18 protein-coding genes and 1 CRISPR repeat array are annotated in these 16,471 nt (G+C 68.4%); of the genes, 3 read left to right on the top strand and 15 right to left on the bottom strand.

Annotated elements, in window-relative coordinates; all coding sequences use genetic code 11:
- Window positions 1–5: 5 nt before the first annotated feature.
- Window positions 6–339: direct repeats of the CRISPR family, unit length 29 nt; unit sequence CTGCTCCCCGCGCACGCGGGGATGGTCCC.
- A gap of 138 nt (window positions 340–477) precedes the next feature.
- The 14 genes from C4U03_RS38400 to queC form a co-directional block, all read right to left on the bottom strand.
- A complete protein-coding gene (locus tag C4U03_RS38400) occupies window positions 478–1,554 on the bottom strand; it encodes a Gfo/Idh/MocA family protein (protein WP_160147241.1) in 1,077 nt (358 codons plus the stop codon).
- A complete protein-coding gene (locus C4U03_RS38395; RefSeq protein WP_235018388.1) occupies window positions 1,551–2,720 on the bottom strand; it encodes a DegT/DnrJ/EryC1/StrS family aminotransferase in 1,170 nt (389 codons plus the stop codon). Before C4U03_RS38395 ends, C4U03_RS38400 begins: the two co-directional genes overlap by 4 nt.
- On the bottom strand, window positions 2,717–3,340 hold the full coding sequence (locus tag C4U03_RS38390; RefSeq protein WP_235018387.1) for a PIG-L deacetylase family protein: 624 nt from the start codon (window positions 3,338–3,340) through the stop codon (window positions 2,717–2,719). Before C4U03_RS38390 ends, C4U03_RS38395 begins: the two co-directional genes overlap by 4 nt.
- The gene (locus C4U03_RS38385) at window positions 3,337–4,176 is read right to left on the bottom strand and encodes a 5'-3' exonuclease (protein WP_200827763.1); all 840 of its coding nucleotides are present in this window, start codon (window positions 4,174–4,176) and stop codon (window positions 3,337–3,339) included. Before C4U03_RS38385 ends, C4U03_RS38390 begins: the two co-directional genes overlap by 4 nt.
- Window positions 4,177–5,280, bottom strand: coding sequence for a glycosyltransferase family 4 protein (locus tag C4U03_RS38380; protein WP_103944719.1), 1,104 nt, complete (start codon window positions 5,278–5,280; stop codon window positions 4,177–4,179).
- Window positions 5,277–5,834, bottom strand: coding sequence for a phosphoribosyltransferase (locus C4U03_RS38375; protein ID WP_103944718.1), 558 nt, complete (start codon window positions 5,832–5,834; stop codon window positions 5,277–5,279). The genes C4U03_RS38380 and C4U03_RS38375 overlap by 4 nt, the downstream gene beginning before the upstream one ends.
- On the bottom strand, window positions 5,831–6,778 hold the full coding sequence (locus tag C4U03_RS38370) for a radical SAM protein (protein WP_103944717.1): 948 nt from the start codon (window positions 6,776–6,778) through the stop codon (window positions 5,831–5,833). Before C4U03_RS38370 ends, C4U03_RS38375 begins: the two co-directional genes overlap by 4 nt.
- Entirely contained in the window at window positions 6,775–7,803 is a 1,029-nt protein-coding gene (locus C4U03_RS38365) for a glycosyltransferase family 2 protein (RefSeq protein ID WP_103944733.1), read from the bottom strand. The genes C4U03_RS38370 and C4U03_RS38365 overlap by 4 nt, the downstream gene beginning before the upstream one ends.
- Window positions 7,800–8,264 carry a DUF6884 domain-containing protein gene (locus tag C4U03_RS38360; protein ID WP_103944716.1) on the bottom strand — a complete coding sequence of 155 codons (465 nt, stop codon included), beginning with the start codon at window positions 8,262–8,264 and terminating at the stop codon, window positions 7,800–7,802. Before C4U03_RS38360 ends, C4U03_RS38365 begins: the two co-directional genes overlap by 4 nt.
- Window positions 8,261–8,809, bottom strand: coding sequence for a formylglycine-generating enzyme family protein (locus C4U03_RS38355; RefSeq protein ID WP_103944715.1), 549 nt, complete (start codon window positions 8,807–8,809; stop codon window positions 8,261–8,263). Before C4U03_RS38355 ends, C4U03_RS38360 begins: the two co-directional genes overlap by 4 nt.
- 26 nt (window positions 8,810–8,835) lie before the next feature.
- Window positions 8,836–9,444, bottom strand: coding sequence for a reverse transcriptase domain-containing protein (locus C4U03_RS38350; RefSeq protein WP_235018386.1), 609 nt, complete (start codon window positions 9,442–9,444; stop codon window positions 8,836–8,838).
- A gap of 328 nt (window positions 9,445–9,772) precedes the next feature.
- Window positions 9,773–10,468 carry a 7-carboxy-7-deazaguanine synthase QueE gene (locus C4U03_RS38345; protein WP_103944713.1) on the bottom strand — a complete coding sequence of 232 codons (696 nt, stop codon included), beginning with the start codon at window positions 10,466–10,468 and terminating at the stop codon, window positions 9,773–9,775.
- Window positions 10,465–10,884, bottom strand: a complete 420-nt coding sequence (locus C4U03_RS38340; RefSeq protein ID WP_235018385.1) for a 6-pyruvoyl trahydropterin synthase family protein — start codon at window positions 10,882–10,884, stop codon at window positions 10,465–10,467. Before C4U03_RS38340 ends, C4U03_RS38345 begins: the two co-directional genes overlap by 4 nt.
- A 1-nt stretch (window position 10,885) precedes the next feature.
- Window positions 10,886–11,578 carry a 7-cyano-7-deazaguanine synthase QueC gene (queC, locus tag C4U03_RS38335; protein WP_235018384.1) on the bottom strand — a complete coding sequence of 231 codons (693 nt, stop codon included), beginning with the start codon at window positions 11,576–11,578 and terminating at the stop codon, window positions 10,886–10,888.
- A 356-nt stretch (window positions 11,579–11,934) separates the two neighbouring features.
- Between queC and C4U03_RS38330 the strand changes: the two genes are divergently transcribed.
- Window positions 11,935–13,332 carry a hypothetical protein gene (locus tag C4U03_RS38330; RefSeq protein WP_103944710.1) on the top strand — a complete coding sequence of 466 codons (1,398 nt, stop codon included), beginning with the start codon at window positions 11,935–11,937 and terminating at the stop codon, window positions 13,330–13,332.
- Window positions 13,329–13,850, top strand: coding sequence for a GNAT family N-acetyltransferase (locus tag C4U03_RS38325; protein ID WP_103944709.1), 522 nt, complete (start codon window positions 13,329–13,331; stop codon window positions 13,848–13,850). Before C4U03_RS38330 ends, C4U03_RS38325 begins: the two co-directional genes overlap by 4 nt.
- 513 nt (window positions 13,851–14,363) lie before the next feature.
- On the opposite strand, the gene C4U03_RS38320 is transcribed toward C4U03_RS38325, so the two are convergent.
- Window positions 14,364–14,855 carry an ATP-binding protein gene (locus C4U03_RS38320; RefSeq protein WP_235018390.1) on the bottom strand — a complete coding sequence of 164 codons (492 nt, stop codon included), beginning with the start codon at window positions 14,853–14,855 and terminating at the stop codon, window positions 14,364–14,366.
- 699 nt (window positions 14,856–15,554) lie between these two features.
- On the opposite strand from C4U03_RS38320, the gene C4U03_RS38315 reads away from it, so the two are divergent.
- Window positions 15,555–16,037: a protein kinase domain-containing protein gene (locus tag C4U03_RS38315; protein WP_103944707.1), complete on the top strand. Its 483-nt coding sequence runs from the start codon at window positions 15,555–15,557 to the stop codon at window positions 16,035–16,037.
- Window positions 16,038–16,471: the final 434 nt, after the last annotated feature.

Raw genomic sequence — 16,471 nt, 5'->3', positions numbered from 1 at the left:
TCTCGCTGCTCCCCGCGCACGCGGGGATGGTCCCCGTTTCCGCCACTACCCTCCGTGATGCGCCGCCTGCTCCCCGCGCACGCGGGGATGGTCCCGCGCGTGTTCGGTCTGGACCTGAAGTCCATCGCTGCTCCCCGCGCACGCGGGGATGGTCCCGAGGCCAGGCCCTGGGTCTCGTAGATGGACACCTGCTCCCCGCGCACGCGGGGATGGTCCCACGGCGGCATTGCCCGACCCCAGGTCCACCACCTGCTCCCCGCGCACGCGGGGATGGTCCCTCGCCGTACTCGATCGGCCCGCGGGTCAGCGTCTCCTCCCTGCACACGCGGGGATGGTCCCGGGCCCGGTGTCGAGGACAGGTAGGCCGATGGCTGCTCCCCGCGTGCGCGGGATGTTCTGGCCCTGAGGCGCTGGGCGAGTTTCCGCGTGAATTGGCATGTCGTCAAGCATGGAGCGGTCTCGTGGAAGAGGTGTGCGTCAGTCAGGAGACTTCCCGTTCCGGAGGGTGATCGACGTGTGTCTTTCGTCGTTCGAGGCGGTGCGGTAGATGAGGTCCAAGACGTGCAGGACGTGAAGTGCCTGCTCCCCTGTTCCCCGTGTGGGGCGATCAGTTCGGAGAGCTTGGGCAGTGTCCAGGACGCCCATACCTCGGCCGATGGTCTCTGGGACGGCTGTCTGGGGAGCGAGAGTGTGCCAGTCGGGGGAGTCGCTTCGTCTCAGCTGGACTGGGCCGTGGTGGAAGTTCGGGTCGGGAAGGATCAAGGTGCCTTCGGTGCCGTTGATCTCCAGGTGGGGGCGAGCGGTGGCGGTGGCGTCGAAGCTGGCGGTGAAGGTCACGGGGATTCCGGAGGCCGTTTTCAGCAGGGCTTCGACGTGGGTGAAAGCCTGGGCTGTGAAGTGGTGGCCGGCTTGAGGGCCTGTGGCGATGGTTCGATGGGGCCTGGTGGTGGCCGTGGCTCCTTCGACCTGGGTGATCGGTCCCAGGAGGTGGGTGAGCTGGGTCAGGTAGTAGGGGCCCATGTCGAGCAGTGGGCCCATGCGGGGGGCGTAGAAGGGCTGGGGAGCAGGGTGCCATCGTTCGGGGCCGCCGGAGAGAAGGGCGGCCGAGGCGAACAGCGGCTCACCGATCGCTCCTGTTCCGATCGCCGCTGCGGCGGTCTGGGTCGGCGGGGCGAGGAACGTGTCGGGTGCGGCTCCGACCTTCACCTGCTGTTGCGCGGCGAACGTCAGTAGTCGCTCGGCTTCGGTCACGTCGAGGGCCAGGGGCTTTTCGAGGTGGACGTGGACGCCGGCTTCGATCGCCGTCCGGGCGACCTGGACGTGACTGTCCGGCGGAGTGAGGATGACCAGCAGATCGATCGCGTGCTCTATCAGCAAGTCGTCGAGCGGGGCCACGGTCGGGATGTGATGGTGTTCGGCGAAGGAGTCGGCGCGGCGGGAGTCGATGTCGGTGCAGGCCGCCAGCTCGATGAGGCGGGACCTGGCGAGGGTGCAGGCGTACTCGTGGGCGACCATCCCGCATCCGGCGATGGCTACGCGGACCGGTGGCGTCATCGCGCATCCGGGCGGGTGAGCAGGCCGGCCTTGTCCAGGGTGCTGCGGACGCTGTCGAGGAACGTGTGATGAAGTCTGGGGTGGAGGGCGGGGATCTGAAGGTCGAGGTAGCGGCTGATGTCGGCGGACTCGGACTCGGCTTGGACCGGCCATGCATGGTGGCTGTGCAGATCGCCCGGTGTGGGGTGCCAGGCACACAGGCCGGTTGAGTAGCACTCTTGCCATAGCGTCTGGGCGGCCTGGGCCGATGGCCACCACGCGCCGACGTGCATGCCGTTGCTGTCGTCCGGCTCGCGGTCTTGGGGCAGGACGATTTCGGCGCTGGACTGCTCGGTCAGGAGGTCGGCCACCTGCCGTTGGAGTCGGCGGAGCTGGCCGGTTAGGTCGTCGAGCGCCTGGAGCTGCGGGATCGCCAGAGCGGCGGTGATCTCGCTCATCCGTGAGTTGCCACGCCAGGTCGGTCTGTACGCGGGAACCCGGGTGTCACCGGCGAGCGTTCGCATCTTGGCCATGAGGTCCGCGTCGTCGCAGACGGTCAGTCCGCCCTCCCCTGCGGCGATGAGCTTGTAGGCCTGGACCGAGAAGACCGCGACCTTGCCGTAGCGGCCTACCGGACGGCTGTGGTCGTTGCCTGCGCCCCACGCCTGGGCGCAGTCCTCGATGAGGGGGATCTCGCGGTTGCGCAGTTCGGCGGCGATACGCGCGATGTCCGAGGCCGGCCGGCCACGCAGGTGGGCGACCACGACCGCTGCGGTCGTGGGGCCTACCAGCGGGGCGATGTGGTCCCACGATGGAGTCAGGGATTCTTCGATGGGGGCGACCCGCACGGTCGCTCCCGTGGCGGCGACGGCGCCTGCGACCGACACCCAGCCGAGGGCGGGCACCACCACCTCCCAGCCTCCGCCGATTCCGAGTGCCCGCAGGGCCACCTCGAGGCCTGCCGTGGCGCTGGACGTGGCCAAGGCGTAGGCGCGGCCGGTGTAGAAGGCGGTCAGACGTTCCAGTTCCGGCACCTGGGAACCGCCGATGGCGCTGAGTCTGCCTGAGGCGATGGCCCTGGAGACCCTCTCCAGTTGGGGCTCGGCGGTGAGGCATCCGTATCCGTAGACCGGGCTTTCGGGGACGGGGCTGTAGTGCAAGGGAGTCTCCAGCCGGTGTGAGGTCACAGGTGAGGGGTGGCGGGCAGCTGTCCGAGTACGGGGACCGCGGTGAAGGCTTCGGCGTAGGCGGTGCCGATACGTGCGCCCCACAGGCGAGCCAGGGTTTCGGCCATGGGGCCGAAGTGGTTCTGGATGGGCTGGGAACGGTGGGCGTCCAGCGCGCGTGTTTTGGTGGCGTAGGTGTCGCTGATGTCGACGACGGCCCTCGGCTGGGTCGTGCCGTCGAGGGTGAGCCCGTTGTAGGTCTCGCATCCGTACACGCGGCGAGGGTGGCCAGTGTCGATCACAACGTCGGGCAGTGCTTCCAGGACGGCTTGGCCGGCCCTCCGGTGTTCGGGGTGAACGTCCTGGAGGGCATGAGTGATGACCACCTCGGGACGATGCAGGCGCAGCAGGTCGCCGACCGTTTCGGCGGTCATCTCGGGCAGGAGGTGGATCTCGGCGCCCAGGACGGCCGCTCCGGCGGCGGTCTCAGCGTCTCGAACGGCCCCGTGGGAGGCGACGGCGATCGTGACGGCGACGCCGTTCGCCGCGTGCAGGGCCAGGGTGCCGCCGGCCCACAGTTCGGCGTCGTCGGGGTGTGCCATGACCGCGAGCACGGAGCCGGGCCACGTCGGCGTGCTCACCACAGGCCCAGCGTGTCGACGACCTCGGCCGGTGCAGGCAGCGTCGGGCTCGGCGAGCCGCCCGGGAGCGCCGGCAGCGGCACATCGGTACGGGCCACGATGAGCTCCCGCCAAGCCAGGACCTGCGGGAAGGTGTCGAGGATCCGTTGTCCCTTGGCTCCGGTCAGCCGCCCGGAGGTCGGCAGGTCCCTTACGTGAAGGCCGCCGGCCAGAAGCTTGGCCGCGGTTTTCTCGCCGATGCCGCGGACGCCTGGGATGTTGTCGGACGGGTCGCCGCACAGGGCCCGGAAGCACGGCCACTGCCGCGGGGTGACACCGTGGCGTTCTCGGACCTCGTCCGGGCCGATGAGTCTCTTGCCGGGGTGCATGGCCGTGTTGAGCATTCGGACGCCGGGACCGAGGAGCTGGTAGAAGTCCTTGTCCATCGACATGATCAGCCGCTCCCGGTCCGGAGCGGAGCAGGTGAGGGTGGCGATCACGTCGTCGGCTTCGGCGTTGTCGATCTCGATCCATGGCAGGCCGTAGGCGTCCAGGCCACGCTTGATGTCGGGCAGGGCGCGTATGGGTTTCATGGCCGCCTCGTCGTCGGCTCGCTGGGCCTTGTAGTCGGCGTCGGCCGCCTTGCGGGCTGCGCTGCCGTTCTCTCCGTCGAAGACGACGATGACCTCGGGCGGGTGGGCCGGCTCGTCGCGGATGGCGACCCGCAGCAGCGCGAAGAAGCCGAAGACGGCGGTGAGGTCGCGGGTCTTGTCGCGGGAGCGGATCGGGGCCGGGAAGCCGAAGGCGGCCCGGAAGGCCAGGTTGTGGCCGTCGACCAGTAGCAGCGGAACTTCCATTCACCACACCGCCTTCATGAAGTGCTCAGCGATAGAGGTGGGCCGGAAGTCCCGTGAACTGTAGTACGCAGCCCGTGACGTGCTCAGATACGTTAGCCGGTCTTCGAGCAGGGCCAAGGCGGCTTGCCAGAGTTCCGCGGAGTCGGCGGCGTGGTCGACGGTGATCCCTCCGGCCTGGGTTCCGCTGCCGATGAGTGCGGGGAGGTTGTCGACGTCACGTGCTACGACCGGGGTTCCGCCGCTCATGGCTTCGGCCGCGACGAGCCCGAACGTCTCGGCTCGGGAGGGGACGATCACGACGGCGGCTCTCGACAGCCATCCGGGGGCTTGGTCCCAGGGCAGCGGCCGGGTCGACAGCCGGATCGGAGGCCTGGCCGCCAGGGTGCATCGGGTGATGATGGACTGCTGAACGCCAGGGTCGATGTCGAAGGGCGCGGCCGGCATCACCACGTCGACCGGTCGGCTGAGCCCATGCGGCATGGTCTCCAGGAGGTCTAGGACTCCCTTGTTCTCGGCCGGACGTGCCAGGATCCGCAGCGGACCGTGCAGACGAAGCCGGTCCCGCATCTCAGTGGTCCCACCCACGGCCTCATGCAGTAGCCCGTTCGGGACTACCTGCCAGTCTTCGGTCATGTGGCCCCATGCGGCGGCTTCGGTGAGGACGGATGCGGAGGGGGCGATGACGGCTTCGGCGTCGGCGAGTGCGGGTGCGAGGTCTTCGGGATGGCCGATGACATGGACGGCGAGCACTTTGCGGGCCGGATGGTCGGCCATCGCCCGGCCGAATCCCCATAGGGCGTCCACGTAGACGACGATGTCGATCCGGTGCCGATCGAGGATGCCGGTGATCTCGGCGCGGATGGCCCTGGCCGACCGGTCGATGGCACGCCTGAGGGACAGGTCGTCGCAGGGGAAGCGAACGGCGAGGCTGTACAGCTCGATGACGTTCTTGTCGGCCCGCTGCTGAGGCCGGGCCGTGATGACCAGCGCGCGGTGGCCGAGGCCGCGTAGCCCGTGGGCGAGCGCGGCGGTTGCTCGTTCCATGCCCGCCGGGGTGTCCGGCGCGTAGGAGGCCAGAACGAAGGCGACACCGAGGCCGCTCATGAGGTCTGTGCCTTCGTCGGCGTGGGCAGCGGGGTCATTCGTCCGGCGCCCCGTAGTCGCTCCCAGGGGAAGACGACCCAGTCGGCCACGTCCCAGACGTACAGGTCGGGGACGCCCGCAGGTGCTCCGGCGTTGCGGCACAGCGTGGCGGTGCAGACGACCGCTCCGGGTACGGCGATGTGGGTGAGGGCGTCGGTGACGGCGGCCAGGGTGGCTCCGGTACCGCATATGTCGTCCACGACCAGGAAGGGGCCTGGCCTGTCGGCGAATTGGCGCAGTGGGGCCAGGTTGCACTGCACATGCCCGGTGGCCTGGGCATAGGTGTCGTCGCTGAGGTTGTGGCGGGCGGAGACGATCACTGTCGGGATCTGGGCGCGGGCGGAGATTGCGTAGGCGGGTGCCCGTCCTCCCTGAGCGATGCCGACGACTGCCGCGATCTCGCCGAGGCGGTCGCTTGCGGCCTGGGTCAGGAGCTCGACGCCGGCTTGGTAGGCGGCCCGGGTCAGCCGCCACAGGTGCCGACGCTGGAATATGCGCTGGGAGTCGCCGGTCATGCCGAGCCGTCCGGTCCGGTGAGCGCCAGGTCCCCGGTGGCGGTGAGAGGCCGGAGCGTCGATATCGAGGCGGCGGGGTGATCGTTGCGCCAGATCTGGCCATCGGCGCGGATGACGGTGAACCCTCCGGCGTCCTCGCGTGCCCGCATCCGTACGGTCAGCGGCCTGGGAACGGACAGGGTCTGGATCAGCTCAGCCGCCGTTTCGTCCGGAATCATCTCCTGATGGGCGAGCCGTCGGCCTTCTCCGATGGGGAGCATCTGCAGGAAGGTGACACCGCCTGCGCCGAGTCCGGCCGCCAGGTCGACGAGCCGCTGGGCGTTCCGGCAGGTCGAGGCCATCAGCACGGTCTGGATCTGAACGCGGAGTCCGGCCGCCACCGCGGCTTGGACGCCGTCCACGGCTCGTTCGAACGAGCCTTCGCCACGCCAGGCGTCGTGGAGCCGGGCGGTCGGCCCGTCCAGGCTCACCCTGACCGCGTCGAGGTGGGAGGTGAGCGCCGGCGCCCGGCGGCGGAGGTGCCAGCCGTTGGTGGTGACGCTGACGACGCAGCCCGCTGCGGTCAGGATGTCGGCGAGAACGTCAAGGCCGCCGAGCAGCAACGGCTCCCCGCCCGACAGGTCGACGCCCATCACCCCGGCCGAGCCGATCAGCTCGGCGATGCGAACCCGTTCCGCCGGGCTCTGCTCCCGGATCTCCTTGTCGTCCAGGCAGTGGGGGCAGCTCAGGTTGCAGCGGACCAGCGGAGACCAGCAGACGCTGATCGGAACATCCTCCTCGTGGTCGCGCGGAGCCACCGTCGGCCATGACGTGACCTCATCAGGACGCAGCGAGACCCGTCCTCCAGGCAGGTCGCGGGCCGCACGGTGGGTGAGACCGGTCGCGGGGTCGTGGACCAGGGTCACACCACGTCGTCTGGCCACAGCGAAGATGGCGGTGTTCATCGCAGTACCTCGCATTGAGCACGAAGGGTGTTGAGGTGGGTGGTGAACTCATGGGTTCGCCCAGTGGGTGCGGGCCGTTGCAGCAGGCCCCGGTAGTAGGCGAGCGTGTGGCGCCAGCCGATGAGCTTGGCCCGCCACTGCGCCTCGGCGTCCGGCGGATCGAGGTGAAAGCCGACGGCCTGGCGGAGCGGCACGACGAGCAGGCCGGAGGCGATGAGCTTGGCGCCCAGGTGGGTGTCCTCCATTCCCCAGCCGAGCCGGCCGAACTCAGGGTCGAACCCGCCCACGTCCAAGACCGCCTCGCGGGGAACGGCCAGCAGCGCGGTGACCACCATGCGGGGCAGGTCCCAGTCGTAGTAACCGCGGCCGAACCCGAGGTCGCGCAGGTCCTTGGTGTGGTCGAGTGGGCGCCCGTCCAGCGGCCGGTCCAGGACGAGCCCCGAGTACATCAGCCTGCGGCCGACCGGTGGCCGCCAGCGCGCCCGATGGTCGGCGTACAGGTCGGGCATCATCCCCGACTCCTGGACTCGCTGACGGGCCTTGTACGGGAGGTTGTGCCGGAAACCGATCAACGCGAGGTTGGCGGCGGCTCGCACCATCACGTCGGCGATGACGTGCCTGGGCAGGACCATGTCGGCGTCGAGGTAGAGGATCGTGTCGGCGCCAGCCAGTGCCGTGCCGACATTGCGGGCGGTGGCGGCCCCGGCACGCTCCCTGATCCGGACCAGCCGCAGGACGATCGGGTGCGCCCGAGCGATGGACAGGGTCTCGTCGGTGCTGGCGTCATCGACCACGATGACTTCGAAGGCGTCGCGGACCGACTGCACGGCCAGGGCGTCGAGTACGTACCGCAGGCAGTGAGCGACGTTGTGGGCCGGGATCACCACCGACAGCCGGTGTCCGGCCGCCAGGCGCGCGGGGGTCGGTTCATGCCAGCGGTAGCCGGTCAGGGCTTCGAAGCCGGTCGTCACCGGACTGTGGTTGTTGCTGCGGCGCCGCAGGGTGGCCGCCAGGGACTCGGTCACGGCCACCCCCAGCCGTCCAGGACGGACGAGATGGCCGCCCAGTGCCTCGTGTCGTCGACGGTCTGCAACCGCAGGCCGTCGATGCTTCCCAGAAGGCCAACGACCAAGCTCTGGTAGTCGGGGCCTGCGGCGAGCAGCACGGCCGGTGGGGTTCCGGTCGCTGCGAACTCCCGGCGCAGGTGTTCGGTGACGAGCGGACGTAGTTCGGCCGCGCGAGAGGGCGTCAGCTTCCGGTCGTACGGCAGCAGGGGCTCGTCCGCGCCGATCAGGCCATGCTCGGCCGACAGGATCCGCAGCCGGGCCCGGAAGGCGGGGATATGGCCGAGCCGTCGCCGCAGTTCCGGGATGCAGCCGCCCTCGTAGAGGTCCAGTGCCGGTAGCGGGACCTGGGTGTTCCGCTTGCGGCGGGAGCATCCGGTGATCACCAGCGGCAGTGCGGACCGTTCACTCGACGGGTTCACAGGTCACGCACCGCCCGCACGCCGATTCCGCGCGACCGCAGCTCACCCGGTGCGGCGTTGAGGAAGGTGCACTGCGCGTACAGCGGAGGCGAGGCGAACGATCCGCCGCGGATCACGTAGCCGCCGCCCATGACCGGGGTGGACGTCCATTCCCAGACGTTGCCGGCCACGTCGTACAGCCCGTCCGCAGTAGCGCCCTGGGCGTAGGACGCCACCGGCGTCGCTCCCCCGATCCCGGAGTCGCGCAGGTTGGCCAGCTCGGGCCGCCACGGCTGATCGCCCCACGGATACCTACGCCGTGCGGGGCCGGCCGCCATCCACTCCCACTCCACCGAGCGCGGCAGCCGACCGCCCACCTGGGCGGCGAGCTCGGTCGCCTCCTGGTGGCAGATCCGCGTCAGGGGCAGCTCGGCCTCGCCCGGGACGCCGAGCTGGTCGGCGGTGAGCACTGTCGCCGTCCACCGCAGTGGCGGGATATCGCGAGGGCGTCCCTCGTCCCCGTAGCGGCAGACGCCGCCGGGAACGAGCACCCAGACCAGGTCCATGTAAGTCTCCTTGGAACGCAGCCGGGTCAGCCGCCGATGAGGAAGAGGTCCTCGACGCAGGCCTCGGCCCGGACACGGCTCTTGGTTCTGTTGGCCGACAGCCCGATGGCCGCCAGCGTTTCGGTGATGCGGTGGAACGCCCGCTCGGCCTCGCCGCGCTCAGACGCGAAGGCGCAGTAGTTGTCAGCGAACCGGACGATCCGCAGGTCCGCCAGCAGCCGGTCGGCGGGGGTGAGCCGCAGGTTGATCAGGATCGGTGTCAGGCCGCTGCCCGGGGCCAGCGGTGACGGCAGGCCAGCGACGGCCGTACGGAACCGGTCGAGGAAGGTCCCGTCGTGTACGTAGCGGGCCAGCCAGTCGGTGACCTCGGCGGCATTGGAGCCCGCCGACACCTGCTTGACGTCTACGTCGGCCACCCATCGGCATCCGGCGTCGGTGTGGGCCATCGCCTGCCGCATGGCGGTGATCCGGTTGCGGCGCGGCCGGTAGCCCGACACCCAGTCCGCGAAAGCGCGGGCCTCCAGGATCGGCTCGACGGCCGCGCGCATGGCACGATGCACGATCCGGTCCTGCACGGTGGGAATCGCGCAGGGCAGCTCCTTGCCGGTGTAGGTGGCAAAAGATGTTCGCCGCAACGGCCCAGGCCGCCAGGTGCCCTCATGCAGAGCCTGTGCGAGGCGCGGGATCAGGACGTGCGCCTGCCTACGGTAGGCCGCCCAGGTCATCCCATCCGCGCCGGCCGTGGAACGCCGCCGTCCGCCTTCACGCAGCGCGCGGGCCAGGAATCGCTCCCCCAGAAACGGCATGAGAGAGTGCGCTTGCTGGCCCGGCCGGGTTATGGTCGAAGCCGCCTGGGCGGCAGGAACGCTCCCCTCGCCTGGCAGATCCAGGGGCTTGCATCCCAACACGCGCGGCCCTGGCAGAGGGGAAAGACGGCCCCGCTCAGGTCCGTTCCAGTCGCATTCAGCGGCCACGGACGTCACCCCACAGCAGCACATGCAGGCGTCCGGTCAGGTTCCAGCCCCGGGCGAGCACCTCGTCGGCGACCGTTCGCAGCCCGTCCAGGACGCCTTCGGCCGTGGTCGCCTGCGGCATCACCCAGATCGGCGCGAGGCCGTACTCGGCCTCCAGCTCGGCGATCTCCTCCAGGTCGGCCAAGCCCTCCACCACGAATTTGAAGGCCGCCTTGCCGGAACGGGTGAAGGCGCGCAGAGCGTCAGGGTTGATCCTGCGGTGTTGCGGCATGCCCGAGTTGGCGAGCTTCGGCGAGACGTTGAAGCGGTGCGCGGCCCCCAGCACTCCCCTGCTGGGGACGACCGTGCCGCTGGTCTCGACCTCGACCCGCCGGCGACGCGCCCGGCACATGTCGATCAGCCAGGTCAGCCGGTCCTGCTGCAGCAGCGGCTCCCCGCCGGTGATCACCACCAGTGGCGCGGGCCGGGCCAGCAGGTCGGCCAGCACCTCCTCCTCGCTCATGCGCCGGGTCTCAGTGGTCAGGTCGTACCGGCTGGTGTCCCAGGTGTAGGGGGTGTCGCACCATCGGCATGCCAGCGGACACCGGCTGAGCCTGAGGAAGGCCGCCCGTACCCCGGCGGAAGGTCCTTCTCCCTGGAAAGTCGGGCCGAAGATCTCCGAGACGAGCAGTTCCTTACCGCTCACCGCGCGGTCTCCGTTTCGGCCGCACGTCGATACTCGGCCCAGGACGACGGGCTCTCCGAGACCCGGACGGCGTGCAGCATGGGGGTCAGCGCGGAGGGCAGATGCCTGACGCACCACTCGTAGATGACTTCGGCCAGGCGCTCGCAGGTGGGGTCCACCGTCAGCACGTCGTTGAGATGGCGGTGGTCGAAAGCCACGCGCAGCCACTCCCCCACCCGGTCCAGCTCACCGAAGTCGGCGACGAAGTCCTGCTCATCGAGCTCCTCGGCGATGAGTCGGATCTCGACCGTGTAGTTGTGACCGTGCAGGCGCCGGCACTTGTGCCCCTCCGGGAGCCGTTCCAGCCGATGGCTGGCGCTGAAACCGAAGCTCTTGGCGATCTCGTACACGTGGGTCTCCGGGGAAGTACGGCGCACGTCACCTGACGGGCCGATGACCAGGTCCAGTGGCGTCCTGGTAGTGGGTGGGGTCGACAAGGCCCGCCCGCGCGAAGGCCTTCTTGCGTTCGGCACAGGTGCCGCACCTCCCGCAGTGCCAGGTGTCACCGCGGTAGCAGGACCAGGTGTCGCCGAACGGGACGCCCAGGGCGGCGGCAACGCGGACGATGTCGGCCTTGGTCCACGTCAGGAACGGCGCCACGACCTTGAAGCCGACGGTCAGGAAGCCCTCGTTGGCCACGGCCGCCATCCGCGTGTAGGCGTCCACGAACGCGGGACGGCAGTCGGGGTAGATCGGCTGGTCACCGGCGTGAGCGCCGAACGCGACGGCGTCGGCCTTGGCCGAGATCGCCAGCCCGACCGCCAGGTCGAGAAGCAGCGCGTTGCGGTTGGGCACGACGGTCGCCCGCATGGACACGTCGGTGTAGTGGCCGGACGGCACCTGTACCTGCGGATCGGTCAGCGCCGACCCGGCCAACAGCTTGCCCAGGTCCGGCACGCCCAGTTGGACGTGCCAGGCGCCCAGCTTCGCGGCCGTGCGCTTGAGGTACGACAGCTCGACACGATGGCGCTGGCCGTAGTCGACGCCGAGCAGCGTGAGCTGTTGGGTCCCCTCGGCCTTCAGCCAATAAGCCAGGGTCGTCGAGTCCAGCCCACCGGACGCGATCACCACTGCGTGCCGAATCCCAGTCGACTCGACGTTTATGACGGCCCCTCCGCCAGCCGGGGCACGGCGGGATCTATCCGACACGCCAAGGCGTTCGCCCTGGGCTCGCAGAGGGGATATCCGGTCATATGGCATAGGCACGCCTCCTGAGCGGGCTCGCGGGTCATGGTTCGCGAGCGGTCACCCAAGTCGACCAACGCTGACCTGCGGCGGGGTACCGGTGCGCGACGTGAACGCCGTGAAGCTGACGAATCGTCCCGTGAAGGTCGTGAAGGTCATCGGTTTATGGCTCCTGCGAGGTTCACGCACCGTAGGAGTGGCATTACCGTTCGCAGGAGAGACAAAAGGTCTGGAGTCCCCCGATGAGCGCGGAGACCACACCGCTGGCCGCGATGCTGCGCCGCGCGGCGATGAATCCGCGGCAACTGGCCGCCGAGATCAACAAATGGCTCGAAAGCAGGGGCCTGGGTGATCGCCGCATCGACCTGACCGCGCCTTATTCATGGGTTCGACAGGGTTACAAGCCGTATGACCCGATTCCTTCGGTTGCGGCGGCGGTTCTTTCCGAGCGGCTCGGCATCTCGATCACCGTGGACGAGCTCTGGCCGGGACGGCGTCCCCACGCCATGCCGGCGCTCTCCGCGGCAACCGGGCTCAGCGGCTATCGCACTGTAGACGATGCCGTGGGGGCGCTGGAGGAGCTATCGGCTCTCAGCGCCGGTGCGCACACCGAGATCACCCCGGCTTCCGGTCCCGACCTCACGGCGGCCGTCCACCAAGGGCTGAGCACCACTCTGCAATGGCGCCGACAGGACACCACCCGCGAGCTCGTCCTCCAGCCGCAGGTCGACGTCATCGCCTCGCACGTCACCGCACTGCGCAAGCTCGATGATCGGCACGGCGGCGGTGTCCTGAGCCTGCGCTACATCACCGGGCAGCTGCGCAGCGTCCTCGACCTGATCAAGGCGGCGAACTACGAGCCGGCCATCGGTCACCAGCTCATGACGATCGTCGCGGACCTCGCCCAGCTCGTCGGCTGGGTGCACTTCGACGCGGGACGGCAGGGAGCCGCCGAACGCTACCTGCTGCTGAGCGAGTGGGTGTCGTGGGCGCTGGGCGAACGTGGACGGGCGGCCAACGCGATCGGGATGCTCTCCTACATCTCTGCGTTCTCCGGCCACGGCTCCGAAGCCGTCAACATCGCCTCCGCCGCCGAGCGGAACTGCCCGGCCGTCCCGGTGCTCCAGGCCCGCGTCATCGGACGGAAGGCCACTGCATGCGCGGCCTCGGGAGACATCTCAGGATTCCGTGCGGCCTCGGAGAAGGCCCAGGAACTGCTGACCTGCCGCGCTCCCGGCGACCGCCCGAGCTACCTCTACTACCTCGAACCCGAGCAACTCGCCTTGGAGACAGGGCAGGCCCTGGTGATGCTGGCCGAGCGCTCCACCATCGGCCGCAAACCTCTTCTCCGCGAGGCCGTCACGCTGCTGACTCCTCTTTCCGAGGTCGGCGCCCGGCCCGAGTATCCACGGGCGGCGCTCCTGCACGGGGCCTTCCTGACGAAGGCGCACCTGCTGAACGGTGACCTGGACGCCGCGGTGCATTCCGCCAGGGCCTCGCTGACACGGCTATCGGAGGTGCAGTCCATCCGGGGCATCACGCACCTCAAAAGGCTGCGGCCCGTCTTCGCCCGGCGCAAGCGTTCCGAGGTAGTCTCGAGTTTCCTACCGGAATTCGACGAGGCACTCTCCCGGACATGATCGACAGTCCCACCGACGTACCGGACACATCCCCCTTCCTGGCTCCCGTCACCATCCACCAGCGCCCTTACGACCATCCGGACACAATCCTGCTGGTCAACGAGCTCTTCGACGACCAGGCCACCCGCTACGGCTACGCCGATCCGGCCGAGGCCGACCCCGCGCATTACGCGCCTCCGCACGGCCTGTTCCTGGTGGCCTACTCCGGCACCGTCCCCGTCGCCTGCGGCGGCTACCGAACGTATGACGCCGTCAGCAGGACGATCGAGATCAAGAAGATGTACACACGGCCGCAGACACGCGGGTCCGGGCTGGGCCACCGCATACTGGCCGAGCTCGAACAGCACGCCGCCGCTGCGGGCTTCGTCCACTCGATCCTGGAGACCGGCGTCCGCAACACCGCGGCCCTCGCCCTCTACACCGGCGCCGGCTACCGACCACGACCGCGGTACGCCACCGACTACCGGGATCCCGAGATCAACCGGGCCTTCGTCAAGAGCCTGCGACCGACGACCTGACCCGCTCCCGCTCCTCCAGCAGCCGGGCCTTTTCAGAGGCCATGCCATGGTCGACAAACCGTTCATGGTCCACTGACCGATCTCCGTCGTACGGCCTCTCTCGGGTATCGCACGCGTCTCCCGCAATGGACGGCAGGGCAGCCTCGCCACCTGGCAGCATCCAATTGCAGCGGCCATCGAACGATATTGAGAACGGGCGGCCGAGCCTCTTGGGGGCAATAGAGGCCCGGCCGCCCTCAAAGGCCATACGCCCCTGGTGACGCAATAGGGGGTGCGCCGACCAGAGACACATGACCTGGCCATCAGATTCGCAAGCGCTCTGGACAAAGGGCACTCAACCTTACAGAAGAACCCGCTTCCAAGATCAGTCGAGCATCCACATCACTTCGCAAAAACCCGCCAGAGCAGCAGGGAACAGGGATCAGACAAAGGCAGCCAGGAACCCATCCCACTCGCTCATTCATCAGCACCTATAAGCGTGATGGTCGTGCGTTCCCCTCCACCGCACGACCATCACACGCCATCGACATCGCTCAACAGGTCCGCGAACTCGGGGAAGGTCGCAAGATCTCCGACCATTTTGGTGCCCTCACAAAAACCTTCGTCCGTCCCGGGCGCCAACACCACACGAACCCGGTGCCCCGCACCGGCCGACTGCACCGTCCACTGCTCCGCCAGCGCGGATACGATGAACAGCCCACGCCCGTTCGTCTCCGCAGCACCCCCGAATCGCAGCCTGGGACCCGAACCCGACCCGCCTCCGGAGTCGGTCACCGCCACCATGACCCGCGAGCCGCGCAGCAGGCGAACCTTCACCCGCACCCGATCCCCTGCCCCTGAGCCATGGATCACCGCATTGGTGACCAGCTCACTCACCACCGTGCTCACCGAGTCTGCACACGGATGCCCCGGCCCCAGCACGGACAGGACCTGCCGACGGGCCGTACGAACCTGATCCGCAGCCGCCGGCACACAGAATTCGTACGGCTGCAGGGACCGCCGCATCCGACCGGCCATGGCGGCAACCGCATACAGCGGGCGAGCGATCCGCAACGTAGAGAGGCCCACTTCCGAGCGGAACAGCCGAGAGACATGCACAGCAATTCACCTCAAGCCGGATTCCAGAGCCGGACAACCTGGCCAGGACACCAATCGCCCTTCCGGACGACTTCAGCACTCGACCACATTGACGCACCAAAATCAGATCCATCCAGACTACCGCCACGTGAACGTCGTGAAGTTCAAATAGACCACGTGAACGCCGTGACCCCATAGATCCCAATCCTCTTTATCCCGATAGGCGCACCTCCAGCACGACTATCGTTGATATACTTAAACGCCGAGCACATAAGGATGGACATCCAGGACTCCTCATCCCCACCCGGCGGGCGGTTGATGACGCATGCACGGCGGTCGAAAAAGTGGGATTTACCGTCGTCCTAATGATCGACAAAGCAATCTTTGTATACGTTGAACTTCCAGATAGTTCGGGCGTCCAACGTCGAGGCCAATTGTCAAATGCCGTGGGGCCCCGATGGGCCGGTGGGGTGTTTTGGGTTTCATGAGGTGCGTGAGCCGGGGTGCGGTGGGCACGGCCGAGTGGTGCTGGCACACCATGACCGGTCAGGCATTCCGGTAGCGATCAAGTACCTGATCAGCGAGGCGTCACAATCCCAGCGGGAAATGCTACGGCGCGAGGCCTAGATGCTGGGGCGGACGAGCGACCCGCAGGTGGTCCGGTTGTATCGGATGGTAAAAGGCGAACGCAGCGCCGTGATCGCCATGGAGGCGGTCAACGGGGTCTCGTTGCGGGAGTTCCTGGCCGAACACGCGACACAGGCCCCTGAGACGGCGCTCACGGTTTTGAAGGGATCGCCGCAGGGGCTGGCCGCCGCACACGCCGTGGGCGTGGTGCATCGTGACCACAAGCTGGCCAACCTGGTGGTCCAGGCAGACGGACCGAGCAAGCCGGTCGACTCCGGTGTCGCGGTACTGGCCGGTGACGGCTCGCAGTCGGGCACCCCGTCGCACAGGACGCCGGAACCGCTACGGCCGACCATCACCCGGGGGATGGCGAAGCCCGCAAGCGACCGCCCCGACAGCACTCACGCGTTCATGGTCGAGCTGGAGATGACGGCACGCGCGCCCTACGCAGCAACCGGGAGGCACGTGGCACCCGCATCCTGACAGCGTCCGCCGCGGCACTGACCACGATCTTCCCGCTTGCGGCCTCGGCATCACTGCAGGCGAAGCAGGATCGGTTGCCGACACGACAGCCCCCAGCACCGAGGAGGTGATGGCCTACGCTTGGCCCCCTGAACGATCTCCCCAGCCAGACCACGGCGGGCATGATGATCGCAGAAGTTGGATTCACCTACCGGGTCCCGGCCACTCTCCCGACACCCACCTCACCGAGGCGGCCACCGCCATGCTTTACAAGCACATGCCCTAACCTCCATCACCGTGGTAACACCGGCGCTGACCCGCCCGCGAAACCAAGTGCATGCCAGAGCACCACAATATCCAATATGTCCGAATTGAAAGAAGTAATGAATTCCGGCACCTTCCCGAGCTAAACCCGCAGGTCATCCCTGAAGGGGCGGGGCCGGTCAAGGGGTGGA

This window comes from Thermomonospora echinospora (assembly GCF_900108175.1).
Lineage (GTDB): Bacteria > Actinomycetota > Actinomycetes > Streptosporangiales > Streptosporangiaceae > Thermomonospora > Thermomonospora echinospora.
This window is presented reverse-complemented; position numbering and strand designations above follow the sequence as displayed.